25 protein-coding genes are annotated in these 24,267 nt (G+C 45.7%); 20 read left to right on the top strand and 5 right to left on the bottom strand.

The features are described from left to right. Window positions 1-7: 7 nt before the first annotated feature. Window positions 8-526, top strand: a complete 519-nt coding sequence (locus NST74_RS20830) for a DinB family protein (RefSeq protein WP_341114205.1) — start codon at window positions 8-10, stop codon at window positions 524-526. Window positions 527-635: 109 nt separating this feature from the next. On the opposite strand, the gene NST74_RS20825 is transcribed toward NST74_RS20830, so the two are convergent. Continuing rightward, a complete protein-coding gene (locus tag NST74_RS20825) occupies window positions 636-1,205 on the bottom strand; it encodes a thymidine kinase (RefSeq protein WP_340397005.1) in 570 nt (189 codons plus the stop codon). A gap of 158 nt (window positions 1,206-1,363) precedes the next feature. Between NST74_RS20825 and NST74_RS20820 the strand changes: the two genes are divergently transcribed. From NST74_RS20820 to NST74_RS20810, 3 genes are read left to right on the top strand one after another with little or no spacing between them, the layout of a single operon-like run. After that, on the top strand, window positions 1,364-1,573 hold the full coding sequence (locus NST74_RS20820; RefSeq protein WP_341114204.1) for a hypothetical protein: 210 nt from the start codon (window positions 1,364-1,366) through the stop codon (window positions 1,571-1,573). A gap of 17 nt (window positions 1,574-1,590) precedes the next feature. Then, the gene (locus NST74_RS20815; protein WP_341114202.1) at window positions 1,591-3,324 is read left to right on the top strand and encodes an ABC transporter ATP-binding protein; all 1,734 of its coding nucleotides are present in this window, start codon (window positions 1,591-1,593) and stop codon (window positions 3,322-3,324) included. After that, window positions 3,305-5,164 carry an ABC transporter ATP-binding protein gene (locus NST74_RS20810; protein ID WP_341114201.1) on the top strand — a complete coding sequence of 620 codons (1,860 nt, stop codon included), beginning with the start codon at window positions 3,305-3,307 and terminating at the stop codon, window positions 5,162-5,164. Before NST74_RS20815 ends, NST74_RS20810 begins: the two co-directional genes overlap by 20 nt. Window positions 5,165-5,344: 180 nt before the next feature. Here NST74_RS20810 and NST74_RS20805 read toward each other — a convergent pair whose 3' ends face one another. Beyond that, a complete protein-coding gene (locus NST74_RS20805) occupies window positions 5,345-5,650 on the bottom strand; it encodes a DUF2627 domain-containing protein (RefSeq protein ID WP_341114200.1) in 306 nt (101 codons plus the stop codon). A 167-nt stretch (window positions 5,651-5,817) separates the two neighbouring features. Between NST74_RS20805 and lpdA the strand changes: the two genes are divergently transcribed. The 5 genes from lpdA (at window position 5,818) to lipB (ending at window position 11,617) form a co-directional block, all read left to right on the top strand. Continuing rightward, window positions 5,818-7,239: a dihydrolipoyl dehydrogenase gene (gene lpdA, locus NST74_RS20800; protein WP_341114199.1), complete on the top strand. Its 1,422-nt coding sequence runs from the start codon at window positions 5,818-5,820 to the stop codon at window positions 7,237-7,239. 130 nt (window positions 7,240-7,369) lie between these two features. Beyond that, a complete protein-coding gene (locus tag NST74_RS20795) occupies window positions 7,370-8,401 on the top strand; it encodes a thiamine pyrophosphate-dependent dehydrogenase E1 component subunit alpha (RefSeq protein ID WP_042190387.1) in 1,032 nt (343 codons plus the stop codon). 3 nt (window positions 8,402-8,404) lie between these two features. Then, window positions 8,405-9,391 (top strand): alpha-ketoacid dehydrogenase subunit beta, encoded by a 987-nt coding sequence (locus tag NST74_RS20790; protein ID WP_042129758.1) that lies wholly within the window; start codon window positions 8,405-8,407, stop codon window positions 9,389-9,391. Between the two features lie 90 nt (window positions 9,392-9,481). Continuing rightward, complete coding sequence (locus NST74_RS20785) at window positions 9,482-10,846, top strand: dihydrolipoamide acetyltransferase family protein (protein ID WP_341114198.1); 1,365 nt, start codon at window positions 9,482-9,484, stop codon at window positions 10,844-10,846. Between the two features lie 51 nt (window positions 10,847-10,897). Further along, entirely contained in the window at window positions 10,898-11,617 is a 720-nt protein-coding gene (lipB, locus tag NST74_RS20780; protein ID WP_042129756.1) for a lipoyl(octanoyl) transferase LipB, read from the top strand. Window positions 11,618-11,689: 72 nt separating this feature from the next. Here lipB and prli42 read toward each other — a convergent pair whose 3' ends face one another. Next, window positions 11,690-11,791 carry a stressosome-associated protein Prli42 gene (gene prli42 / locus NST74_RS20775; protein WP_094872112.1) on the bottom strand — a complete coding sequence of 34 codons (102 nt, stop codon included), beginning with the start codon at window positions 11,789-11,791 and terminating at the stop codon, window positions 11,690-11,692. Between the two features lie 94 nt (window positions 11,792-11,885). On the opposite strand from prli42, the gene NST74_RS20770 reads away from it, so the two are divergent. Continuing rightward, complete coding sequence (locus NST74_RS20770; RefSeq protein ID WP_042129753.1) at window positions 11,886-13,013, top strand: tripeptidase T; 1,128 nt, start codon at window positions 11,886-11,888, stop codon at window positions 13,011-13,013. 95 nt (window positions 13,014-13,108) lie between these two features. Here the strand turns inward: NST74_RS20770 and NST74_RS20765 are convergent, their stop codons facing one another. Next, window positions 13,109-13,282 (bottom strand): hypothetical protein, encoded by a 174-nt coding sequence (locus NST74_RS20765; RefSeq protein WP_341114196.1) that lies wholly within the window; start codon window positions 13,280-13,282, stop codon window positions 13,109-13,111. Between the two features lie 77 nt (window positions 13,283-13,359). Between NST74_RS20765 and NST74_RS20760 the strand changes: the two genes are divergently transcribed. The 9 genes from NST74_RS20760 to NST74_RS20720 all read left to right on the top strand — a co-directional run bounded on the left by NST74_RS20760 (window position 13,360) and on the right by NST74_RS20720 (window position 21,625). Continuing rightward, the gene (locus tag NST74_RS20760) at window positions 13,360-13,932 is read left to right on the top strand and encodes an NUDIX hydrolase (protein WP_341114195.1); all 573 of its coding nucleotides are present in this window, start codon (window positions 13,360-13,362) and stop codon (window positions 13,930-13,932) included. Then, window positions 13,923-15,122 (top strand): endonuclease Q family protein, encoded by a 1,200-nt coding sequence (locus NST74_RS20755; protein ID WP_341114194.1) that lies wholly within the window; start codon window positions 13,923-13,925, stop codon window positions 15,120-15,122. Before NST74_RS20760 ends, NST74_RS20755 begins: the two co-directional genes overlap by 10 nt. A gap of 81 nt (window positions 15,123-15,203) precedes the next feature. Then, a complete protein-coding gene (spoIIM, locus tag NST74_RS20750; protein ID WP_339287457.1) occupies window positions 15,204-15,854 on the top strand; it encodes a stage II sporulation protein M in 651 nt (216 codons plus the stop codon). Window positions 15,855-15,943: 89 nt separating this feature from the next. Continuing rightward, on the top strand, window positions 15,944-16,408 hold the full coding sequence (gene fur / locus NST74_RS20745) for a ferric iron uptake transcriptional regulator (protein WP_042129744.1): 465 nt from the start codon (window positions 15,944-15,946) through the stop codon (window positions 16,406-16,408). A 163-nt stretch (window positions 16,409-16,571) separates the two neighbouring features. Continuing rightward, window positions 16,572-16,805, top strand: coding sequence for a DUF4227 family protein (locus NST74_RS20740; protein ID WP_042129742.1), 234 nt, complete (start codon window positions 16,572-16,574; stop codon window positions 16,803-16,805). Between the two features lie 158 nt (window positions 16,806-16,963). Beyond that, complete coding sequence (gene xerD, locus NST74_RS20735; RefSeq protein WP_042129741.1) at window positions 16,964-17,857, top strand: site-specific tyrosine recombinase XerD; 894 nt, start codon at window positions 16,964-16,966, stop codon at window positions 17,855-17,857. Window positions 17,858-18,084: 227 nt separating this feature from the next. Beyond that, window positions 18,085-19,263, top strand: coding sequence for a phosphopentomutase (deoB, locus tag NST74_RS20730; protein WP_341114191.1), 1,179 nt, complete (start codon window positions 18,085-18,087; stop codon window positions 19,261-19,263). A gap of 44 nt (window positions 19,264-19,307) precedes the next feature. Further along, window positions 19,308-20,132 (top strand): purine-nucleoside phosphorylase, encoded by an 825-nt coding sequence (locus tag NST74_RS20725; RefSeq protein WP_341114190.1) that lies wholly within the window; start codon window positions 19,308-19,310, stop codon window positions 20,130-20,132. A gap of 161 nt (window positions 20,133-20,293) precedes the next feature. Beyond that, the gene (locus NST74_RS20720; RefSeq protein ID WP_341114188.1) at window positions 20,294-21,625 is read left to right on the top strand and encodes a pyrimidine-nucleoside phosphorylase; all 1,332 of its coding nucleotides are present in this window, start codon (window positions 20,294-20,296) and stop codon (window positions 21,623-21,625) included. 110 nt (window positions 21,626-21,735) lie between these two features. On the opposite strand, the gene NST74_RS20715 is transcribed toward NST74_RS20720, so the two are convergent. Beyond that, window positions 21,736-22,749, bottom strand: a complete 1,014-nt coding sequence (locus NST74_RS20715; RefSeq protein ID WP_042129734.1) for a serine hydrolase domain-containing protein — start codon at window positions 22,747-22,749, stop codon at window positions 21,736-21,738. 310 nt (window positions 22,750-23,059) lie between these two features. Here NST74_RS20715 and NST74_RS20710 point away from each other — a divergent pair, with 310 nt between their 5' ends. Beyond that, window positions 23,060-24,259, top strand: coding sequence for a D-alanyl-D-alanine carboxypeptidase family protein (locus NST74_RS20710; protein ID WP_375105437.1), 1,200 nt, complete (start codon window positions 23,060-23,062; stop codon window positions 24,257-24,259). Window positions 24,260-24,267: the final 8 nt, after the last annotated feature.

Genomic DNA, 24,267 nt, shown 5'->3' with positions numbered 1-24,267 from the left:
TTTCTACATGGGTCAACGTCCAGAGAGCAGTGAATATTTGAATGGGCTGTCAAAGTATATCTCTTTAGTACCAACAGAAGGGGATATTTGTACTATTTTTAGAGAGCAGACGGATGAGATTTGTAGTTTTATTTCGAACCTTACGGAAGAACAAGGAAAGCATCGTTACGCTCCTGACAAATGGAGTATTAAGCAAATGGTCGGCCATCTAGCGGATACTGGAAGAATTATGTCTTATCGTTTATTGCGCGTGGCAAGAGGAGATACAACCCCATTAGCGGGGTTTGAGGAAAAGGACTACGTACTAACCGCAAATTTCGATGCGCACACTTTAGAAAAGCTGCTGGCTCATTACAAGCTTGTCCGAGAGTCAACGCAAGCCCTTTTAGATACTCTGCCGGAAGAAGCGTGGACTCGTATGGGAACGGTTAACAATGGAGCCATCTCCGCGAGAGCAGTGGCCTGCTTAATGATCGGTCATGATCTTCATCATTTGAATATTCTTAAAGAAAGATATCTTGTATAAGCGAGTTAGATTTAAAAAAGCATTCCTGAGGCTAACGCGGCTTCGGAATGCTTTTTTAGCTTAAAGTAAATATTAGGCCCCCCGCAAAGCCTCGCCTTGTGGGGATTTTTTATAGTGGTGGATTCTTGTGACATTTACGGCACACTGGATAGTAGGCTTCGTTGCCACCGATTTGGATTTGCTTGCCGCTGTATACAGGCTTACCATTTTCTACTCTTAGAGCCATCGTTGCTTTGCGCTCGCAGAACCAGCAAATAGTCTTCATTTCCTCGATTTTATCAGCATAAATCAGCATGTATTTGCTGCCTTCAAATAGCTGGTTTTGGAAATCATTTTTAAGTCCAAACGCCATCACGGGAATGCCTAGTTCATCCACAATTCGTACTAGCTGTAAAATGCAGTCCTTGCTTAGAAATTGACACTCATCAATAAGTACACAGTGGGGTTTGGGCTGGTTACTGCTGACGATATTATAAATATCGGTATTCTCGTCAATAGGTATTGCCTGTTTCCGCAGCCCAATACGGGAAGAGATAAAACCAACTTCGTCCCGATCGTCTATGGATGGAGTGAAAATGAGCACTGATTTCCCTTGCTCTTCATAATTATGCGCAACCTTGAGTATCTCAATAGATTTACCGCTGTTCATTGCTCCGTATTTGAAAAACAATTGTGCCACTTCCATCTATCCTTTCGTATAAGCAAATAATCTAACCTTAAAAATGCGACCTTAATAGAGTATCATATTCGTGTCAGCTGTATCCAGTGAAAACATTGCGATAGAATTGAATGTGGTATGATAAAAGGAATCAAGTGATTGGAAAGGAAGTAATAAGTGTGACTGAAAAAATAGAAGAATACAAGGAACGGTTAGCCCTGATTCAGCATAATGGAAATCTGTCTATAGAGGCTGAAACATTTTTGGAAGAGATGATGGCAGATTTGGTGGAATTGAATCGTAGCAATAAAGCGCTGCGGCGGGCAATAATGAAAACTGGGCAGGCCTCCACAATGTCGACTCGTTTAAGGGATGCACTGTACGAATAGAAAAAGAGGGTATGCGAATGGGTTTGATTTTCTCTTTTCTCAAAAAATATAAAGTCGCTGCAATAGCTGCCCTAGTGATGATGCTTATTGAACTAGCGGTGGAATTGTCACAGCCTTTACTCATTTCCAAAATTATTGACCAAGGCATTAAAGAACAGAATTCCTCTGTAGTATGGCTCTGGGGCGGTGTATTGATCGGCAGCGCGGTAGTCGCGTTTATAGCTGGAGTGTTAAGTTCTTTTTTTGCTGCCCATGCGAGTCAGAGCTTTGCTTTTGATCTTAGGGACAAGTTATATGAAAAGGTACAATCCTTTACATATGAAGTATTCAATCGGTTTGCTACCTCGTCGCTGATCACACGTCTTACCGGCGATGTATCGCAGCTGCAGGACACTATATTTATGAGCCTCCGCTTTATGACACGGGTGCCACTGGTTGTGGTGGGCAGTGTGATTATGGCATTGGTTGTTCATGTGAAGCTGGGATTATTTCTCACTGTAGCTCTACCTTTGTTGCTTCTCTTCCTTTACTTCATCATGAGAAAAGCTTCTTTGTTATTTCGCAACGTACAAAATCGGCTAGACGGTGTGAATGGTGTAATTCAGGAGAATCTTACAGGAATTCGTTTAATCCGTGTGTTCGTACGCATGGGACATGAGATTGGACGGTTCACGGTATTTAGCGGGAATTTGATGAGATCCACGGTATCTGCGCTGCGTTTGACCGAGACGACGATGCCATTTGTTATGCTAATTGTGAATGCAGCGATTATGCTGATCCTATGGTTTGGACGGATTGAGATTGCAAACGGGGATGCTACTTTAGGAGAAACTGTAGCGGTTATTAATTACTCTTTACGAACCATTGGAGCGTTGTCGGCAATATCTGGGCTAGTCGTTACAATTTCTAGGGCACGCGCCTCCTCACAGCGTATTACAGAAGTGATGTCAGCAGGCGCTGGAGTTAAGGAAGGCGGAGCCGCAAAGAGCGAACCGATACAGGGACATGTTCAATTTGAAGGCATCAGCTTCAAGTATCCTGAAAGTAACATTTCAGTGCTTGAGGATATTACTTTTGAAGTTTCTGCTGGTGAGCGAGTAGCGATTATGGGAGCCACCGGATCGGGAAAGTCTTCTCTTGTCGGTCTCATCCCACGTTTATACGAAGAGACAGACGGCATCATTCGCATTGATGGGCAAAAGAGCAGCGATATCGATATTTCAAGATTACGGCGATCGATTGGTTACGTTCCTCAAGAAGTACAGCTCTTCAGCGGATCGATCCGCGATAATATCGCTTGGGGCAATGAACATGCCACACAGGAACAAATCGAACACGCAGCGGCTGCCGCTCAAATTCATGCAACAGTGATGGAATTGCCTAATGGTTATGACACGATGCTTGGTCAACGAGGGGTAAATCTGTCTGGTGGGCAAAAGCAGCGGTTGACCATTGCTCGGGCACTTGTGAGGAAGCCTGCTATTTTGATCCTCGATGACAGCACGAGTGCGCTTGATGCAGTGACTGAAGGACTTTTGCTGGAGGCACTAAAAGAGATTTCATGTACAACCTTCCTGATTACTCAAAAGATCAGTTCAACTGCATCTGCCGATTTGATTTTACTGTTGGACGAAGGGCGCTTAATCGGTAAGGGATCACATGAGGAGCTTATGGCAAGCTCTACGCTGTACCGCAAGATTCATGAATCACAGGTAGAGGAGGCGAAGCAGCATGTTCAAAGCAATTCTTGAACCCTTTCGTCACCCAAAACCCGTCATTGAGCTTGGAGCTGGAAGAAGTCTTGGTTCAGCAGCTGGAAGGAAGCCAAAAGCGAAGGCGAAGGATTGGGGCGGCACGCTCATGCGGGTTTGGAGCTACCTTGCCGAGCGTAAAGCTAAGCTTTTTCTCGTTCTGTTAATGGTGGTCTTCAGCTCGGCCTTAGCGCTGCTCGGGCCTTATATGATTGGTAGAGCCGTGGATGATTATCTGGAAGGCACTGGCGGACGTTCGTGGACGATTTTTTTGATCAGCCTTGCTAGTGTATATGTTTTCTATTCTTTAACATCTTGGCTGCAAAATATTTGGATGATCGAAATCGCTCAGGAGACCGTATTTCGGATGCGTACGGAGTTGTTTTCTCATCTGCATCGTTTGCCGATCTCATTTTTTAACCGGAGACAGCAGGGCGAAATTATGAGCCGCCTCACCAACGATATTGAGAACGTCAGCTCTACGCTGAATAGCTCAGCTATTCAGATCTTTTCCAGTGTGTTGACATTGCTCGGAACGGTTGGTGTAATGCTGTGGCTCAGTCCTCTTCTGACGCTGCTTACTTTCCTGGTTGTGCCGTTGATGCTATTAGGCATGCGCTGGATTACTCGGCGTACGGGTCCGCTTTTTAAAGAACGTCAGCGCAATGTGGGTGAGTTAAATGGTTATATAGAAGAGACGTTATCAGGTCAACGGATTATCAAGGCTTTTTCACAAGAGGAACGGGTCATTGCTGGTTTTCATGAACGCAATGAGCGAATTATGCTCTCTGGATACTGGGCACAGTCGATTTCTGGCTTCATTCCTAAGCTGATGAATGGACTTAATAATTTGAGCTTCGCTATTGTGGCTGGAGTTGGCGGTTTGCTAGCGATCCGTGGGGCAATAACGGTCGGAGTGATTATCGTATTTGTTGAATACACGCGTCAATTTACTCGTCCTCTTAATGACTTAGCGAATCAGTGGAATACACTGCTGTCAGCGGTTGCAGGAGCGGAGAGAGTGTTTGAGGTGCTGGACGAAGAGACGGAAGCTAAAGATGAAGGTGCAGCCACTTCGCTGGTTAAAGTTGAGGGTGCTGTGAAGTTCGAAAATGTATCTTTTTCATATGACGGAAGTTCTAACACACTGCATGATATTAGCTTTGAAGCGAAGCCTGGCGAGATGATTGCCTTAGTAGGACCTACCGGTGCCGGCAAAACTACACTAATCGGACTGTTATCCCGTTTCTATGATCCTAACCAGGGAAAGATTACGTTGGACGGCTTAGATGTCACTTCCATTCGGCGTGAAAGCCTGAGGAGCCATATGGCGTTTGTGTTGCAGGATTCCTTTTTGTTCAAGGGCAGCATCCGCGATAATATTCGTTACGGGAGACTGGATGCTTCCGATGAGGAGGTCGAAGCGGCGGCGAAGCTGGCTAACGCTCATTCTTTTATTATCCGAATGCCGGAAGGTTATGATCGAATGCTCTCTGCAGATGGCAGCGGCATAAGCCAAGGGCAGAAGCAATTGCTATCCATTGCAAGGGCCATTCTTGCCAATCCTTCCATGCTTGTTCTTGATGAAGCCACTAGCAGTATCGATACCGTGACCGAAATCAAGATTCAGGAAGGACTACAGGCGTTGATGAAGGGACGGACCAGCTTCGTTATTGCCCATAGACTGGGTACCATCCGCGCTGCAGATCGAATTCTTGTTCTTCAAGGGGGCAGATTATTGCAGCAGGGCTCTCATGAGGAGTTGTTGAAGCAAGGGGGCTTGTACAGCGAGTTGGTTCAGGGTGGCCGTAGAGAGTCGCTTTATAAAGCTGGGCTTTAAGCTGTGCATAAAAAGGCGGGAGTTTTCAAGGAAGCGCAAGTTGCGTCCATGAGAACTCTCGCCTTTATGTAATGTGTGGAGATTCATTTTGCATTCGAAGGAGTTGTTGGATGGTTTGATTTAACCTTCTTTGGAATGAACTCTATTGTACAAAGTACAATGAGAGGGGGATTTTGTTGCCTAGGAGATCGTTTCTTGCGCTGCAGCTTGCTTCGCTTGTTGTTTCTCCTTGAACCTTGGACCTACGTAATTCTTCTTACGGTCTCTTGCTAGAATCCAGCCGCCAAGGAAAGTCATACCTGCTGCAAAAAGAAGGAACCCACCGCCAAAGTGAAGCCAAGCGAAATCTGGGACAACGGAGTCATCGCCATGCATAGAGATATAATCAAAAATATCGTCCTTCATCATTAAGAAGCCCTTCATTGCGATTAAACCAGGAAACACAAGAATAAGGATGGCAATGAAGCGTGAAATTAACAGTTTCATAAATGTCTCCTACCCCTCTTAGCCCATTAGATTCAACCATATGATAACGCTTTAGTAAGAAAAAGTCTATTTGGATATGACGTTTATAAGTTTTGTAATACTCTAAAAAGAGAGTACAATATACAATGTAAAATGAACTTACGTGTAATGACTGGAGGATACATATCATGACAATTTCATGTGACGTGGCCATTCTTGGCGGAGGAACCGGTGGATATGTGGCAGCCATTCGCGCTGCACAGCTTGGTAAGTCCGTCGTCGTCATCGAAATGGACAAACTGGGAGGAACCTGCCTGCACCGTGGCTGCATTCCTAGCAAATCGCTGCTCAGAAGTGCAGAAGTATATGCTGAAATCAATGAGAGCGAGAGCTATGGCATTGAGACAAGCGGTGTACAGCTTGTATTCCCGAAAGTACAAAAGCGCAAGGAAGCGGTAGTTGAACAACTTCATCAGGGCGTACAATATTTGATGCGCAAAAATAAAATACAAGTTATTAAAGGCAAGGGGCGCGTGACGGGTCCCTCTATTTTTTCCCCGCGTAGTGGTGCTGTTGCTGTGGAACTAGAAGACGGTGAAATGGAAACAGTGGTCTCTAACCATCTTATTATTGCTACAGGATCTCGTCCGCGTGTATTACCTGGTCTGGAACCAGACGGGAAAGTTATTCTTAGCAGTGATGAAGCACTCACGCTCGACGAGTTACCTTCTTCCATCATTATTGTTGGAGGCGGAGTAATTGGGGTGGAGTGGGCCTCTATGCTTGTTGATTTCGGAGTACAGGTTACGGTAGTTGAAGCTGCTGGTCAGTTACTACCTCAAGAGGATGAAGAAGTAGCTAAAGAACTGCAACGCTTATTGAAAAAACGTGGCGTTAAAGTTCTAACTGAAACTACAGTAGATGCTGCAACCTGTAAGCTAACTGAGGATGGAATAACGATCGATGCCCGTAAGGGAGAGCAAACTCAAAGTTTATCCGCAGAAAAGCTGTTAGTATCCGTAGGCAGAGTAGCAAATATCGAGAATATTGGTCTGGAAAATACAGATATTCGCTTTGATAAAGGAATTATCGCTGTAAATGCTAGTATGCAAACGGCTGAACCGCATATTTATGCGATTGGCGACTGTATCGGTGGATTACAATTAGCACATGCGGCCAGTCATGAAGGCATTATGGCGGTCAACCATCTCGCTGGTGAGAGACTTCATCCTTATCATACACATCTTGTACCGCGCTGTGTCTATACACGTCCTGAAGTAGCGAGTGTGGGTCACACTGAGAAGGAAGCTAAGGCAAAGGGACATGATGTGGTGACTGGGAAATTCCCTTTCTCAGCCATTGGCAAGGCGATTGTATACGGTCAGAAGGACGGATTTGTTAAAGTTGTAGCGGATCGAACCAGCGGAGATATTCTCGGTGTGCAGATGATTGGTCCTCATGTAACGGATCTAATCGGAGAAGCGGCACTAGCCCAACTGCTTGATGCAACACCTTGGGAAATTGGTGAGGCCATTCATGCTCACCCTACGCTTTCGGAGATCGTTGGAGAAGCAATGTTAGCAGTAGACGGAAGATCTATCGGGATTTAGCTTTTCTTTTTGGGTAAAAAGGGATTATAATAAACTCAAGCCAAGTCTTAGTACCAGGTTTTAAGATCAGGATACAATTGGTCTTAAATCCTGTAAGACTCAGGCTTTATGAATAAGGAGGTATCTCTTTATGGAATCCCAAGATACTGTAGAAACGATTAACAGACATAAGCAGCTTGGACTAAGTGACGGCCAGGTCATCGATATGTACAGATATATGTTGCTCGCACGTAAATACGACGAGCGCAGTCTGCTGCTTCAGCGCGCTGGCAAGATTAACTTTCATGTCTCCGGCATTGGCCAGGAGGCGGGTCAGGTAGCAGCAGCATTTGCGCTGGACCGGCAGAATGATTATTTTTTACCATATTACCGTGATTATGCTTTCGTACTCTCCGTGGGTATGACTACTCGTGAACTGATGTTGTCTGTGTTCGCAAAGGCAGAAGATCCAAACAGTGGTGGGCGGCAAATGCCAGGTCACTTTGGTAGTAAGCGTCTGCGTATTGTGACAGGCTCAAGTCCGGTAACCACGCAGGTCCCTCATGCGGTTGGTTTTGCTTTGGCAGCCAAAATGCAAAAGAAAAAGTTCGTCTCATTTGTAACCTTCGGAGAAGGCTCCAGCAACCAAGGCGATTTTCATGAAGCTTGTAACTTTGCCGGAGTGAATAAGCTGCCGGTTATTATTATGTGTCAGAATAATCAGTACGCGATCTCTATTCCTGCTCACAAACAGCTGGGCGGTAAGGTCAGCGACCGTGCTCTGGGGTATGGGTTCCCAGGTGTGCGTGTAGACGGCAATGATCCACTGGAAGTATATCGTGTCGTTAAGGAAGCTCGGGAAAGAGCACTTGCGGGGGAAGGTCCTACGTTGATTGAAGCTATGATGTACCGTTTATCTCCACACTCCACCTCGGATAATGATTTGGCTTATCGGACCAAAGAAGAGGTTGATGAGAACTGGAAGAAGGACGGCGTAGCAGGATTCCGCAATTACCTGATCGGTCTGGGACTTTGGAGTGACGAGCAAGAACAAGATCTTATTGCTGAATGCAATCTTGAGCTTAAAGCAGCTATCGAATATGCTGACAACGCTCCATTCCCGAAACCGGAAGATACACTGCTGCATGTTTACAGTGATTCCGACCTGAAAGGAGGAGCATAAACCATGGCTATAATGGAATATATCGATGCCATTCGGCTCGCGATGAAGGAAGAAATGGAACGCGATGAATCTGTGTTTGTGCTTGGCGAGGACGTGGGGCTCAAAGGTGGCGTATTTACCACTACAAAAGGTCTGCAAGAACAGTTCGGAGAAGAGCGTGTACTGGATACACCGTTAGCGGAATCGGCTATAGCTGGTGTGGCGATTGGTGCAGCTATGTATGGTATGAAGCCTATTGCTGAAATGCAGTACTCTGATTTCATGCTTCCAGCAACGAATCAAATCATTAGCGAAGCAGCCAAAATCCGCTATCGTTCAAATAACGATTGGAATTGCCCGGTTGTCATTCGTGCGCCTATCGGCGGCGGTGTATTCGGCGGTCTGTACCATTCTCAGTGCCCGGAATCGATTTTCTTCGGTACACCAGGATTGAAGATTGTCGCACCTTACTCTGCTTACGATGCAAAAGGACTATTGAAAGCAGCCGTACGTGATCCTGATCCGGTTTTATTCTTCGAGAACAAGAAGTGCTATAAGCTGATCAAGGAAGAAGTGCCAGAAGGTGATTATATCGTTCCAATTGGCGAAGCTAATCTGCTGCGTAAGGGAACAGATATTACGGTTATTGGTTATAGTTTGCCATTGCATTTTGCGATGCAAGCAGCAGAAGAATTGGAGCGCGAAGAAGGCATTACAGCGCATATTCTGGATCTGCGGACCTTGCAGCCCCTTGATCGTGAGGCGATCATAGCTGCTGCTCGTGAGACAGGGAAGGTTCTTATTGTGCACGAGGACAATAAAACGGGCGGTATTGGCGGCGAAGTGGCGGCAATTATCGCTGAACATTGTCTATTTGAACTAGACGCGCCGATCTTCCGTCTTTGTGGTCCGGATGTTCCGGCGATGCCAATCAGCCCACCAATGGAGAAATTCTTCATGCTTAGCAAAGAAAAAGTGAAGGCGGAAATGCTTCGACTGGCGCAATATTAACATAGTTAAGTGGAAGCGAAGCTTCGTAAAACTTAAAGATTATGCTTACGAAGAAAGTTTTACTTCGTAAAACATTTGAGGAGTGAAAAGATGTCTGACAACCAAAAGTTGACTGACGTGATCATGCCGCAGCTGGCGGAATCGCTAGTATCGGCGACGATCGGCAAATGGCTGAAGAAACCGGGTGATCCGGTAGAGCAATACGAACCATTATGTGAGCTTATTACAGATAAGGTAAATGCTGAATTGCCTTCAACGATAGATGGAATTATGGGTGAATTATTAGCGGAAGAAGGTCAGGTTGTCAATGTCGGCGAAGTCATTTGCCGTATTGCCGTGCCTGTGACAACATCTGCTGCTCCAAACGTGACTAACACAGTTGCAGCTAATTCCTCTAATACTAATGCAGGACAAAATGCTACATCAACTGCTAACGATTCAATGCGTGCGCGGTATTCTCCCGCAGTACAGACTTTGGCGGCTGAGCATAACATCGACCTGACTTTAGTTATGGGTACTGGTATGGGTGGTCGGATTACCCGTAAGGATGTGCTGGCCTTCATCGAAAGTGGCGGAGCTACATCTCCAGCTTCGATTTCTGCTAGTCAACCTGCCCCAGTGGTGTCACAACCGCCTGTTCCACGGTTCGTTCAAGCCGAAAAGAAGAAGACGGAAGAGCCTCTTCGTCATTCGGGTCTACATTTAAGCGAATCTCCTCGTATTCCAACCATTGAAGTTGAGGGTGGTCGAGGCAGCAGTTCTGAATATCTGATTGATGTAACTCCAATCCGGAATACAATCGCTACAAGAATGCGCCAAAGTGTTTCTGAGATTCCACATGCTTGGACCATGATTGAGGTAGATGTGACTAATCTGGTCGCACTGCGCAATAAACATAAGGATGAGTTCAAGCGCAAAGAAGGCATTAATCTAACCTATCTCGCTTTCATGATGAAGGCTGTTGTGAGTGCGATTAAGGATTACCCGATTATGAACTCTGTCTGGGCTGTAGACAAAATTATTGTCAAACGTGATATCAATATCTCGTTAGCGGTAGGCACAGAAGATTCGGTTATCACTCCTGTGATTAAAAAGGCTGATCAGAAAAATGTCGCCGGGTTGGCTCGTGAGATTGATGAATTGGCACAAAAAACCCGCGAAGGCAAACTGAGCTTGGAAGATTTGCAGGGAGGGACTTTCACTGTAAATAACACAGGTTCTTTCGGCTCCATTCTATCTTATCCAATCATTAACTATCCACAGGCAGCGATCTTAACGTTTGAATCGATTGTGAAAAGACCTGTGGTTATTAACGATATGATAGGTGTGCGATCAATGGCTAATATCTGTCTGTCACTGGATCATAGGATTCTGGACGGAGTGATTTGCGGCCGTTTCTTGCAGCGCGTCAAGGATAATATTGAAGGATATACACCGGATACTAAACTCTACTAAATAATGACGAGCCAAACTGTGCAGTGAGACTGAAAAAGGGGACCTGACGGTATGAATAATTCGGATATTCGTAAGCTGCAGATATCATATGACCCCATTATGGAGTATGGAAAGGCTTGGGATCTGCAAAAGGAAAGTGTGCACGCCATTGATGCTGGTGAGCAACCGGAACGATTGATTCTTTTGCAGCATCCTCCTACCTATACCATTGGTTCACAGAATCATCCCGAACATCTTCTTCTAGATCAAGAGCAGCTCAAAGAAAAAGGAATCGAGCTGTTTGAAATCGACCGGGGAGGAGATATTACATATCATGGACCGGGTCAGCTTGTAGGTTATCCGATCCTTATGCTCGGTGAAGATGGTAAGGTAGATTTACACGGGTACTTGCGCAGTCTGGAGGCAGTAATTATTGATTATTTGGCATCCTACGGAATTGTAGGGGAACGGAAGCCGGAGTATACAGGGGTATGGGTTGGCGACGAGAAGATCTGTGCCATTGGTGTTAAGTTTAACAAAAGCAAATTTCGAAGAGGGTTTGTTACTAGCCATGGTTTTGCCTTTAATATCTCTGAAGGAATATCTGGACACGGCTTTCAAGGAATTATTCCATGTGGTATCACCGAATTTGGAGTAACCTCCCTAGAGGAGTGTGCAGGTCGTCGTTTTGAACTTCAAGATGTGGCCAGAGAATTGGTCCCCTATTTCCTAAGACACTTTCCATATGAAGAGCAGGATGAGTTCTTCGACACTATGGCTAAGGCTGATTAGTGAACAAACAAGAAAGCCAAATAGCGGCAAGGGAATCCCTAGCCGCTATTATCAATGTTCCTTGTATAGATATTAACCCGCAAGGAAAGGCTCGATAACCATAAAGAGCGTAGAGGCAATCATGGCGAACAACATGACGTAGATGAAGATTTTGAACCACTTATTACGTTGCATGAGTAACTCCTTTAGATTTAGTTTAAGTTAATAGCATAAAGATGGTCTTTCTGTACAACCATTGTAACGTATTCACGAAAGAGAGGGAAGTCCAGTGATTTCACAAGACAGATTGATTCAAGAATTTATGGAACTTGTCCAAGTTGATAGTGAAACAAGAAATGAACGGCAGATTGCCGATGTACTTAAGAGTAAATTTAACGCTCTGGGATTAGAAGTTACCGAAGATGATTCCCAGGAAAGAACAGGACATGGAGCGGGTAATCTGTTCATTACCTGGCCGGCTGAGAACGGTGGAGCTGCACCAAAGCTACTGTTCACTTGCCACATGGATACGGTTGTTCCTGGACAAAATATCAAGCCTACGCTTGGCGCGGATGGATGGATTACAAGTGACGGCACTACAATTCTTGGAGCGGATGACAAAGCTGGACTAGCTGCACTATTCGAAGCAATTAGAGTGATTCAAGAGCAAAAATTACCACATGGTCAAATTCAGTTTGTAATTACTGCGGGTGAAGAATCTGGATTGCTAGGTGCCCGTTCGATGGATCCGAGTAACTTGGATGCAGATTTCGGTTTCGCACTCGATTCCAATGGTGAAGTCGGAGCGATTGCAGTTGCGGCACCTACGCAAGCTAAAATAACGATGCAAATCTTTGGGAAATCTGCTCATGCAGGTGTTAATCCAGAGGACGGCATCAGTGCGATTCAAGTAGCCAGCAAAGCGATCGCTGCTATGAAGCTTGGTCGGATCGACAACGAAACGACTGCGAATATCGGTAAATTCGCCGGTGGCGGCCCTACGAATGTGGTGTGCGATCACGTTCAATTGGATGCCGAAGCACGTAGTATCGTGCAGGAAAAGGTTGGCGATCAAATCGCTTCGATGCGTGAAGCACTGGAGACCACTGTCCGAGAATATGGTGCAGAATGCGAATTCCGCAGTGAAATAATTTATCCAGCGTTCAGTTTTAATGAGAATGATCCAGTGGTACAGCTTGCACAGCGGGCTATTACTTCTATGGGACTCACACCACGACTGTTCCACTCTGGTGGAGGAAGTGACGCTAACGTGTTCAATGGCCTAGATGTTCCGACCGTTAACCTCGCTGTAGGTTACGAGCATATCCATACTACTAAGGAACGGATTAAAGCCGAAGACATTGTTAAAGTGGCTGAGCTTGTAGTGAACATTGTTAAAGAGAGTGTAAAGGGCTAACCTAAAGTTCTATTAATTAAATGAAGGAGCTGCCTCCAAGTTGTTAAGCTTGGGAGCAGCTCCTTATATTTATAAGAGCATGTTTGATTAAGAATTCACCCTGCTTTGGTTGGAATGATCTTGGATTGATCCTTTAGGGAAAGGATGTATGTGAGAGGCATATCGGGCCCATACCGCTCTATCCACCTAGCTAAGATGGCTTTGATTTCCTCCGGTTTACCTACCATTGTGACTGCGGATGAGCTTGTACGGCTGAAGATTTCGTTCATCTGAAATTCCTTCTTTCCCTTTAAGTTTGCTATAATACACCGTATGCAGAATAGAGATAAAGGAGACCAGAAATTTTATGGGAAACCAACATTTACACAGCAAGCCGGAGCTTGACGAAGTGACGCTGTCTACAAAGCCTATATTTGAAGGGAAGATCATATCTTTACAAGTGGACACTGTGAGATTGCCGGATGGTAATACTGCAACACGTGAGGTTGTGAAGCATCCCGGCGCAGTAGCAGTGCTTGCTTTGAACAACAACAAAATGTTAGTTGTAGAACAATATCGTCAGCCTATGCACCGTACAGAGGTGGAGATTCCAGCTGGTAAGCTGGATCAAGGTGAAGACCCTTTAGTTGCGGCTGGTCGTGAGCTGAAGGAAGAGACCGGTTTTCATAGCGGTGATCTGAAGTTACTTAAATCTTTCTATACTTCTCCCGGCTTTGCTGATGAGATTATTCATTTGTATGTTACTAATAATGCCGAGCCAGGGGATATGTCGCTTGACGAGGATGAATTTTTAGAGGTCTCGGAGCTTACCTTGGAGGAAGCCTATCAATATATAGCTGACGGACGTATCGCGGACGCGAAGACGATGATGGCGGTGTACGCTTGGCATTTATACACCCTGACAGGCCAATGGAACTAACACCTGAACTGAAGAACTTCTATTGCGATCTGCATGTTCATATCGGACGAACGTCGGAAGGACAAGCGGTCAAAATCAGCGGCAGCCGTGAGCTCACTTTTGCTGGAATCGCTAAAGAAGCTGCAGAGCGTAAAGGTCTTGAGATGATAGGTATTATTGATAGTCATTCACCTGGCGTTCTACGTGATATTCAGCGTTCCTTAGAATCTGGAGAGATGACGCTAGCAGAAGGTGGAGGGATCGCTTATCAGGGGACTACGATCATCCTAGGAACGGAGATTGAAATCCGCGAACCTGGGCGAAAAGAGTGCCACGTACTCGCCTTCATGCCCGACGTGGAGCGGATGACAGATTTCAGCGCTTGGATGAGTCGCCATATGCGAAATGTGAACCTTAGTTCCCAGCGCCTCTATGCACCGGCTAGAGAGCTTCAGGATGAGATTTATGAGCGAGGAGGCATTCTAATCCCTGCACATATTTTCACGCCTCACAAGGGCTTGTACGGCTGTACTGCGGAACGGATGTCAGATATCTTTGATCTGGATCGGATAGCTGCAGTTGAGCTTGGGCTGAGTGCGGATTCTGAAATGGCAGGTTATGTTTCTGAGCTCGATAACTTCACATTCTTAACGAACTCTGATGCGCATTCACTGGGCAAATTAGGTCGAGAGTATAATGTAATGGCTTTGGCACAACCTTCTTTTGCTGAACTGCGACTCGCACTTGAACGTAAGGAAGGACGGAAGGTAACTGCCAATTTCGGACTTAACCCCCGGCTTGGTAAATACCACCGAACCTACTGCGGAGGCTGCGGCAGTATTATTGACGAAGCATATGTCACTTCGGAGCGTTGCCAGTATTGTGGCAGTCTGAAATTGGTGAGGGGTGTATTCGACCGCATCCTAGATATTGCTGACCGCAAGACACCTGTAGTACCTGTAGACCGTCCGCCTTATCACTATCAGGTTCCACTTGAATTTATACCGGGTCTCGGGAAGGCTAAAATGAACGCGTTGCTGCAAGCTTTCGGCACCGAGATGAACATTTTGCATGGTTGTGGTGAAGCGGAAATTGCTAGCGTAGTAGGAGTGGATTTGGCGTCTATGATCGTTCAGGCTCGCTCAGGTATATTGGAACTATCGGCAGGCGGTGGGGGAACATACGGTAAAGTCGTACAACCTGGAAAGTAGAGTTATTGTACTAAGGACAAGTCATATCACGGGGCGTTTTCTCATATGGTGTAACATGTAACCGGAAAGGGGAACGTCTCGATGCGTAATTTAAGGCTGATGATGAAGGAACAGACGCCTCTGTATATTTTTGTCGGCGTATTATTTCTGGTAGGTGTTGTATTTGGAGCTCTTATCGTTAGTGCGCTTACGATGGATCAGCAACAGGAACTGGGTGATTATCTGGGGAATTTCTTTGTAACGGTTGATCAACAGAGTCTTCCAGCAGCACCTGATTCGTATTGGAGTATAGCGGCCTTGAATCTAAAATGGATTGGGCTGATCTGGATCCTTGGATTATCAGTCATTGGGTTACCAGGAATCTTGATTCTTGATTTTCTTAAAGGGGTATTGATCGGTTTTTCGGTCGGTTGTCTAGTCAGTCAATATTCGTGGCACGGGATGCTGTTTGCTCTAGTCTCTGTGGCACCGCACAATCTGGTGCTGATCCCTGTGTTGTTAGTGAGTAGTGCTGCGGCAATTGCCTTTTCCTTGCAGATGATTCGTAGCCGAGTGTTAGGTCAACGCCGGACACCAGTGACGCGACCTTTTACTATGTACACGATATTGTCACTTGTGATGGCGCTGTTGATTCTGGGCGTTTCTAGTTTTGAGACCTATGTTACGCCGATCATGATGCGCTGGGTTACGCCTTCACTTGTACAAGCAGTGACGACCTTGGGATTGCAGTAAAAGCGTTTGACTTCTCAAAGCGACACCCCCTATAATGGAAGAAGTGGTTTGAAGACCGGTGAGGTAATTTTCCAAGGGGGAGGGAGACAATGGAAGCCCGGATAGACAAAATTAAGCAACAGTTACAATCCCAAGGATACAAGCTTACACCCCAACGGGAAGCGACCTTAAGAGTGCTGCTGGAGAATGAGGAAGATCATCTTAGTGCAGAAGATGTTTTTATGCTCGTGAAAGAGAAGGCTCCCGAGATCGGTCTTGCGACTGTATATCGTACCCTGGAACTTCTTAGCGAGCTTCATGTCGTAGAAAAGATTAACTTCGGAGACGGTGTCGCCCGTTATGATCTACGAACAGATACTGCCAAGCACCATCATCATCATTTAATTTGTGTGCAATGCGGTAGTATGGATGAGATCCGCGAGGATTGGCTAGGACCGCTAGAAGAGCGACTGGAGAAAGAATTTAATTTCACAGTGCTTGATCATAGACTTGATTTTCATGGGATATGCTATCGGTGCAGCGATAAGAATAATTCAAACGGAAATCCGTCCTAAGTCATCTTATAATGAAATTCACTTCATAAGCTCTCCCCGGTTTTTTTTACCGGAGAGAGCTTTTTAAATGATTGGTCTATTGGAGGTATACATATCAGCCCGTTTTGGTGCATAAGGTGAAGGACGAGCAGATCTTAACTATATATTAGTGGGAGGCGTCCATATGATCGTTTCTGTGCCCAAAACAGTTCGCAAGCTGTATTTTATGATCATGTTTGTGGCTCTAAGCTATTTGCTCTACAGTGCTATGAGCTGGCTTGGTGAATGGATTAGTCCGATAGAGAATTATGGAATTCCTGAAGGCACCGCTGTTCGGGCATTTGATCATGCCGATCGTGGTGATGATGGTCTGGATACAAGACAGCGCTTGCGCTTTTATTACTGGTACGGAGAATGAAAGCTTCGTGGGAAGCAGGAACAGGCGAGAAGAATGTCGAAGAAAACTAGGTGGATTCATGCAGCGTATACTAAATGTACACATCTGCAGAACCCTCATGCTGAATGTGCTGCAGGAAGTCACTATGAGTAGCTGCGCCAGGACAGGAGCGTGAAATAATGAAGTCACACTTGCAGCCTTTTTTACATTATTTATCCGGAGATAAAGGCTTATCCCCGAATACATTGGAATCTTACGGTAGGGATGTATCGCAGTTTCTGGAGTTTGCTGAAGAGCGGGGGGCAGTTCAGCCTGAGGAGATCCGAAGATCTCATGTGATGTTATATCTTGGCTCATTACGCGGAGCGGGACGAGCAACTGCAACGTTGAACAGAAACGCAGTGTCCCTTCGTGCTTTTTTTCATTATTTGTTAAAGGAACGTTTGATTGAGCAGGACCCAACGCTGGACATGGAGACAATGAAGCCTGATAAGAAAACGCCTATGGTGCTTACCATTTCAGAGATTGAGCAGCTATTAGCTGCGCCAGATGTGAATACGCCACAAGGGATGCGCGATAAGGCTATGTTGGAATTGCTCTATGCAACAGGCATTAAGGTCTCTGAATTAATCTCGCTAAACGTGAACGATGTGCATACGGATATGAAATTTGCACGTTGCACAGGAACTTCCGGCAAGGAGCGGGTGGTTCCGATTGGAACCATTGCTGCTGAGAGTGTAGCGGCTTACATTTCACATATGCGGGACAAGCTGCTCCGTGATCAACAGGAGGAGCCGGCTATGTTCCTGAATAGTTTAGGCGGGAGATTAACCCGGCAAGGTTTTTGGAAAATCATAAAAAAATACGCGCGGGAAGCAAACATTGAGCAGGATATTACACCGCATACACTTAGGCATTCCTTTGCAGCCCATCTACTGGAAGGCGGGGCAGATTTGCGATCCGTACAACAAATGCTGGGCCATGCCGATATTTCGACGACTCAGATTTATAACGGTATTGCCCGTAAGAATATGAAGGAAGTATATGAGAGCCACCATCCCAGAGCTCGTTAATTCTGCTTCAAAGATGCTTTTTGTGAGTAAGATGGTTATGATGGAATCATACTGAAAGGATAGACTGGGGATTGCTCCGCAGGTTATCCTTTAGCAGAAACGGATACCTGATAAGCGGTACGTTGTATCGCTAGTTTCGGAAGCGTATGTCTTCTGGAAGACGGTACAGCCGTTTCTTCTTGTTGGTACGAAAGAATATCTATATTAAAAAAGGAGTGAAGACAACAATGTCCTCATTTAAACGAATTGGTTTTATTGTTCTAGATAGTGTTGGTATCGGTGAAGCGCCAGATGCTGCAAATTTCGGTGATGCTGGGTCGCATACGCTTGGTCATATATTGGATCGTGTTCCTGGATTGAAGCTACCTAATCTCCAGAAGCTTGGGTTAGCTAATATTGCTCCGCTGCCGCCGCTTGAACCTGTAGCTTCACCAACAGGGTACTACGGCAAAATGCAGGAAGTATCAGTAGGCAAGGATACAATGACCGGACACTGGGAGCTTATGGGGCTGAAGATTGAGGTTCCCTTCAATACGTATCCTGATGGCTTTCCAGCAGAGTTGATTGAGAAGTTCGAAGCGGCAACTGGTCGCAAGGTGATCGGTAATAAACCAGCTTCCGGTACGGAGATTCTAGTTGAATATGGTGAAGAGCAAATAAAAACCGGGGCTTGGATAGTCTATACCTCTGCGGATAGCGTATTCCAGCTTGCTGCACATGAAGATATCATTCCACTCGAAGAGCTGTACAGCGCATGTAAAATAGCCCGTGAGCTGACGATGGCTCCAGAATTCTCGGTGGGTCGCGTGATTGCTCGACCATATGTTGGCGAACCAGGAAATTTCGTTCGGACGCCAAACCGGCATGACTATGCTGTGAAGCCCCCAGAACCTACGGTAATGAACGCGCTGGCTGATATCGGCAAGGATGTTATCGCAGTAGGTAAGATCAACGATATCTTTACAGGGGAAGGGGTTACAGCTTCTTATCCTACGAAGAGCAATGAACATGGAATCGAAGTGACTATTGAGCAGCTTAGTCAGCCTTTTGACGGTTTCCTGTTTACAAATCTGGTGGATTTTGATTCTTTGTATGGGCATCGTCGTGATCCAGAAGGATACGGTCGAGCACTGGAAGTATTCGATCAGGCACTGCCTGAAATTCTATCTACACTCGGTGAAGATGATCTATTGATTATTTCTGCAGACCATGGTAACGATCCGATCCATGCTGGAACTGACCATACCCGTGAATATGTGCCGCTCTTAATCTATAGTCCACGGTTTAAACATCCAGAAAGTTTGGGCATTCGTGAAACCTTCTCTGATGTAGCTGCAACCATTGCTGATAACTTTGGTGCGAAGGCGCCGCAGTATGGGACAAGCTTTTTAGCGAAACTGCAATAAGAGATTGTGGGCGGCTTCACAACATTAATGAAGGAGGATCATCCATGAGCGCGTTAACTCAACAAGAAATTCAAGAAGCAGCCATTTATATAAAAGACAAATGTCCGGTGGCTCCGGAAATTGGCTTGATCCTTGGTTCAGGTCTCGGTGTGCTGGCAGATCTTATTACTGATGGAGTAAGCATTCCATATGATGAGATTCCTCACTTTCCTGTGTCTACTGTAGAAGGACATGAGGGCGAGCTTTTGATTGGTATGATTGAAGGACGCCGTGTTGTGATGATGAAGGGCCGCTTTCATATGTATGAGGGCTATGGACCGGAGGTAACAGCATTTCCTGTGCGGGTTATGAAAGAGCTTGGTATAGCCAGTTTACTAGTAACGAATGCTGCTGGTGGAGTGAACACGGATTTCAAACCAGGCGATCTTATGCTTCTTACAGATCATCTTAATATGACTGGACGGAACCCGTTAATAGGGCCTAATGATCCTGCACTTGGGGTTCGTTTCCCAGATATGTCGACTGCCTACAGTCGCCGCCTGATTCAGGTAGCAAAGGAAACGGCCGCTCAGCAGAATTTCGAGTTCAAAGAAGGCGTATATGCAGGTCTGCTGGGACCTTGTTACGAAACGCCTGCTGAAATCGTAATGCTTCGTATTCTAGGCGCCGATGCTGTGGGTATGTCTACTGTATCGGAAACCATTGTTGCGCGTCACGCGGGTATTGAAGTATTGGGTATCTCCTGTATTACTAATATGGCTGCGGGAATCCTGGATCAACCTCTCAATCATGAAGAGGTGATGGAAACTGCAGAACGTGTACGTGAGCGTTTCTTGAAGCTGGTCTTAGGCTTTATTCCGAAAATGTAATTTCGGGGACTGCATTTTGAATTACTGGGAGGTCATATTTATGACACAAGTGATTAAACGTAAGCCGTTAACGTATGATCAGGTAATGAAAGTAGTTAATTTGACTAAACCAAAATATATCGGATTTGCTCGCGCAAATGTCCGTGAATTGCAGGTGTAAGATGAGAGCTGTCGATATTATTCAGAAAAAAAGAGATGGTGGAGAGCTGAGTCGTGAGGAAATATCCTTCCTAATTCAAGGCTACAGTAAAGGTGAAATTCCTGATTATCAACTTTCCGCTTGGGCCATGGCGGTTTATTTTCAAGGCATGAACGCACGGGAGACCGGCGATCTAACGATGGAAATGGCGATGTCCGGTGATCAAGTCGATCTTAGCCCAATCGCAGGAATTAAGGTTGATAAACACTCGACAGGTGGAGTGGGAGACAAGACTACTGTTGTGCTTGCTCCTTTGGTAGCCTCTGCTGGAGTACCTGTAGCAAAGATGTCTGGACGAGGTCTTGGGCATACAGGAGGTACACTCGATAAGCTGGAGTCGATCACTGGCTTCTCAGTAGAGATGGATCGAGATCGTTTCTTTGATCAAGTAGGTGAAATCGGTGCTGCCGTGATCGGCCAGTCGGGCAACATTACACCCGCAGACAAAAAGCTGTATGCCCTTCGGGATGTAACTGCGACTGTTGAATCCATCCCTCTTATCGCAAGCTCAGTGATGAGCAAGAAGATTGCAGCAGGTGCAGACGCTATTGTTCTGGATGTCAAAACCGGCAGCGGTGCTTTTATGAAGACGCTTGATGATTCTATTGCGCTTGCTCAAGCCATGGTTGACATCGGCACACATCTGGGTCGTAATACAGTCGCTATCATCAGCGACATGGATCAACCGCTCGGATATGGAATTGGAAATGCGCTCGAAATCAAGGAAGGAATCGAGACCTTAAAGGGTCACGGTCCGAAGGATCTGCAGGAAGTCTGTCTTATTCTGGGTAGCCAGATGCTTGTTCTTGGTGGCAAAGCCAAGGATGAAGAAGAGGCCCGCTTGATGCTTTTGACACATATTGAAGATGGCACAGCGCTGGAGAAATTCAAACAAATCGTGAGTGCGCAAGGCGGAGATGTTTCGCAAATCGATGATCCGGAGAAACTCCCTGCTGCCAAGCGATTCATTGAAGTGAAAGCAAAAACTAAGGGGTTCATTGAGGGGATTCAAGCAGAAGAAATCGGCATTGCTGCTATGCTGCTTGGTGCCGGACGTGAAACCAAGGAATCTGTGATAGATTTGGCTGTGGGTATTCAACTTTCTAAAAAGGTTGGAGATGCAGTAGAGGTCGGCGATACCCTTGCAGTATTGCATATCAACGATGCCAGTGAGAAGAAGGTAGAGGAAGCTGAAGATAAGGTATTAGAAGCTTACCGTATTACATCTGAATCGATTCCACCATTACCACTGGTATTCGCGCTTGTTACGAAGGATGGGGTAACACGGTACTAGTCAAGGTAAATAATTATGGGGTCATGACGAAGACCCTAAACAGACAGCAGAGCAGCGATCTTCCCATTACGGGAAGATCGCTGCTCTTTTTTGATTTATCTTCGTAACCATTACAGACGATTATCGATCTTATTGAAAATCTGAGAAGCGCCGCTATTTTTATTACACATTACTACTACAGTCTCACCACTAGCAGGATAGAAAGCCGATCGGAAGGAAACGCCGGGATCGTAGCCCATAATGTGGAACTTGATCACCTCTCCTTCTCGGAGGGTGATCCATACACCATAACCATAATATCCTTCGCCGTCCACATGAATGTGGGGTGTAAGTAACAACGAAGTGAGTACTGGACTCAAAAGTGTGTGGTTCATTAGCCCTTTCCAGAATAGCTGCATATCGGGAGCGGTTACAAAAGCTCCACCGTCAGCGCCTCCCTTTACCGGGATTGAATAGATGTTGGTCCTCCAGTCACCGTTATCTTCCTCTATGTATCCGAGTGCACAATTGGCAGGTAAGGCATCTAACGTAAAATAACCGGATTGCTTCATTCCACAAGCCTTAAAGATGTGAAGCTCCACATAGTCGCAAAAGGACATTCCACTCAATTCCTCCACCAGAAGGCCTAGCACGATATATCCGGCATTGTTGTAGTGGAAACGTTCGCCAGGGGTCCGCATCATGGGGAGGTTTTGGAACATCGACACAAAGTCATCAAGCTGCCGCAAAGTGTACATAGGTCGTGTTTTCCACAGTTCCTCGAAATCATCCATGATTGTTTCATCAAAATAATCCGGAATACCAGAACTGTGCGTAAGCAGCTGATGTATGGTGATCTCAGGATTAAAGAGAGGGAAATCTACCTTTTTCAGATAATCTAAGACTCTACTTTCGAAAGAAATCAATCCCTGTTCGACAAGTTGGCAGACGGCAACCGCCGTAAATAATTTACACCCGGAAGCAATCCCAAACCGAGTATGAATATTGTTTTCGCGTTTATCCGACTTATTAGCATAACCGTAACAGCTGCTGATGATTTCTTTATCCTGTTGATTTACCAGGACTATGCCAGAGAAATTGTTCTGTTTAGCTTCTGCTTCAATACAATCTGCAAGATGGTTCATCTGTATATTCACTCCTCTATAAACCTGTAATGTTCTTAAATAGATTCGTTCCAACCTTTCATTTTCCTTTAAAGGGGCTTAAATGAATACGGAAAAAATGGAAATCATTAAAATTTGAAATAATTTTTGATCTCCCCTATAATAAAAATGCTCTGCAACTGCTGCTGGGCTTTTTTTAATTGATAACCTTATAACTTCTTGTGATAAATAATTGTGGTTATTTCCTTGAAAATGGAATAATTTTCACCCTTTCTGACGAAACTGGAACACAGTACCTGTGATATGAAGGTTAACGTTCAGGAGGGGAACCATTGTGAGAAAATTGCGTTTTGCTGTGCTTGTGCTCTGTATTGCTGTGTCGGTTCTAGGACCTATGTCAGGCGCTTATGCAGAGGAAAAAAACAAGGACTCTGGCAGTAAAGCTGCCGCTGTAGACCTCGCACCGGGAGCACGTTCTGCGATTTTGATGGACGCTGGTACCGGCACTGTTATTTATGAGAAGAACAGCCATGATAAGCTGCCTCCCGCAAGTATTACGAAGATTATGACGATGTTACTAACGGTGGAAGCGCTGGATGAAGGTAGACTGCAACTGACGGATAAGGTGCGGACAAGTGAATATGCGGCTTCGATGGGCGGATCGCAGATTTTTCTGGAGCCGGGTGAAGAAATGACGGTAGACGATATGCTCAAAGGCATCGCTATGGCGTCTGGTAATGATGCTTCTGTCGCTATGGCGGAAAAAATAGCGGGTTCAGAGAGTGCTTTTGTAGACTTGATGAATAAACGTGCAGAGGAGCTGGGTCTAAAAGATACCCATTTTGCCAACTGTAACGGTCTTCCAGCCGCCAATCACTATTCCTCTGCATACGATATTGCGGTCATCAGTCGGGAACTTTTGAAGCATGATCAAATTATCAAATATACGGGTTCCTATCAGGATTACTTACGCAAGGATTCAACCAAACCGTTCTGGTTGGTGAATACGAACAAGCTGGTGCGTTTCTACACTGGTGCTGATGGACTGAAGACAGGGTATACTGCAGAGGCTAAATTCTGTCTGTCCGCTACAGCGGCGAGAGATGGCCTGCGTGCAGTCGCTGTTGTGCTAGGCGAGCCGAACACAAAGACACGCAACAGTGAAGTCTCAGGCATGTTCGATTACCTGTTCTCGCAATATAAGGTACACACGATCCACAAAGAAGGGGATGCTATCGGCACCCTCAAGATCGAAAAGGGCGTAAAATCGGAGCTGCCGATCACAGCGAAAGAGACGTACAGTGTTCTTTTGAAAAAAGGTGTGGCCCAAGAAGGCATTCGCCACGAATTAGTATTGCCGGAAAGCGTGAAGGCTCCAGTGGCTGAAGGTCAATCTGTAGGCAAGCTGGTTGTCTACCAAGGCACCCAAGTGATTAAGGAATATGATTTAAAAGCTGGGGAAGCTGTGCCGAAAGCAGGCTGGTGGAAGCTCTTTAAGCGTACAACAGGCTCGATGTTCGGCGTAGATTAAAAACAGTT

It is taken from the genome of Paenibacillus sp. FSL F4-0125, from assembly GCF_038008565.1.
GTDB lineage: Bacteria > Bacillota > Bacilli > Paenibacillales > Paenibacillaceae > Paenibacillus_AQ.
The sequence above is the reverse complement of the archived record's forward strand: the minus strand, read 5'-3'. Positions and strand labels throughout refer to the sequence as shown.

Bases quoted from the DNA above. Each gene is read 5' to 3' on its own strand.
- NST74_RS20830 (WP_341114205.1), top strand. From the start codon at position 8: ATGGGTCAACGTCCAGAGAGCAGTGAATATTTGAATGGGCTGTCAAAG.
- NST74_RS20815 (WP_341114202.1), top strand. From the start codon at position 1,591: ATGGGTTTGATTTTCTCTTTTCTCAAAAAATATAAAGTCGCTGCAATA.
- NST74_RS20810 (WP_341114201.1), top strand. From the start codon at position 3,305: ATGTTCAAAGCAATTCTTGAACCCTTTCGTCACCCAAAACCCGTCATT.
- NST74_RS20805 (WP_341114200.1), bottom strand. From the start codon at position 5,650: ATGAAACTGTTAATTTCACGCTTCATTGCCATCCTTATTCTTGTGTTT.
- lpdA (WP_341114199.1), top strand. From the start codon at position 5,818: ATGACAATTTCATGTGACGTGGCCATTCTTGGCGGAGGAACCGGTGGA.
- NST74_RS20795 (WP_042190387.1), top strand. From the start codon at position 7,370: ATGGAATCCCAAGATACTGTAGAAACGATTAACAGACATAAGCAGCTT.
- NST74_RS20790 (WP_042129758.1), top strand. From the start codon at position 8,405: ATGGCTATAATGGAATATATCGATGCCATTCGGCTCGCGATGAAGGAA.
- NST74_RS20785 (WP_341114198.1), top strand. From the start codon at position 9,482: ATGTCTGACAACCAAAAGTTGACTGACGTGATCATGCCGCAGCTGGCG.
- lipB (WP_042129756.1), top strand. From the start codon at position 10,898: ATGAATAATTCGGATATTCGTAAGCTGCAGATATCATATGACCCCATT.
- prli42 (WP_094872112.1), bottom strand. From the start codon at position 11,791: ATGCAACGTAATAAGTGGTTCAAAATCTTCATCTACGTCATGTTGTTC.
- NST74_RS20765 (WP_341114196.1), bottom strand. From the start codon at position 13,282: ATGAACGAAATCTTCAGCCGTACAAGCTCATCCGCAGTCACAATGGTA.
- NST74_RS20760 (WP_341114195.1), top strand. From the start codon at position 13,360: ATGGGAAACCAACATTTACACAGCAAGCCGGAGCTTGACGAAGTGACG.
- NST74_RS20755 (WP_341114194.1), top strand. From the start codon at position 13,923: ATGGAACTAACACCTGAACTGAAGAACTTCTATTGCGATCTGCATGTT.
- spoIIM (WP_339287457.1), top strand. From the start codon at position 15,204: ATGCGTAATTTAAGGCTGATGATGAAGGAACAGACGCCTCTGTATATT.
- fur (WP_042129744.1), top strand. From the start codon at position 15,944: ATGGAAGCCCGGATAGACAAAATTAAGCAACAGTTACAATCCCAAGGA.
- NST74_RS20740 (WP_042129742.1), top strand. From the start codon at position 16,572: ATGATCGTTTCTGTGCCCAAAACAGTTCGCAAGCTGTATTTTATGATC.
- xerD (WP_042129741.1), top strand. From the start codon at position 16,964: ATGAAGTCACACTTGCAGCCTTTTTTACATTATTTATCCGGAGATAAA.
- deoB (WP_341114191.1), top strand. From the start codon at position 18,085: ATGTCCTCATTTAAACGAATTGGTTTTATTGTTCTAGATAGTGTTGGT.
- NST74_RS20725 (WP_341114190.1), top strand. From the start codon at position 19,308: ATGAGCGCGTTAACTCAACAAGAAATTCAAGAAGCAGCCATTTATATA.
- NST74_RS20720 (WP_341114188.1), top strand. From the start codon at position 20,294: ATGAGAGCTGTCGATATTATTCAGAAAAAAAGAGATGGTGGAGAGCTG.
- NST74_RS20715 (WP_042129734.1), bottom strand. From the start codon at position 22,749: ATGAACCATCTTGCAGATTGTATTGAAGCAGAAGCTAAACAGAACAAT.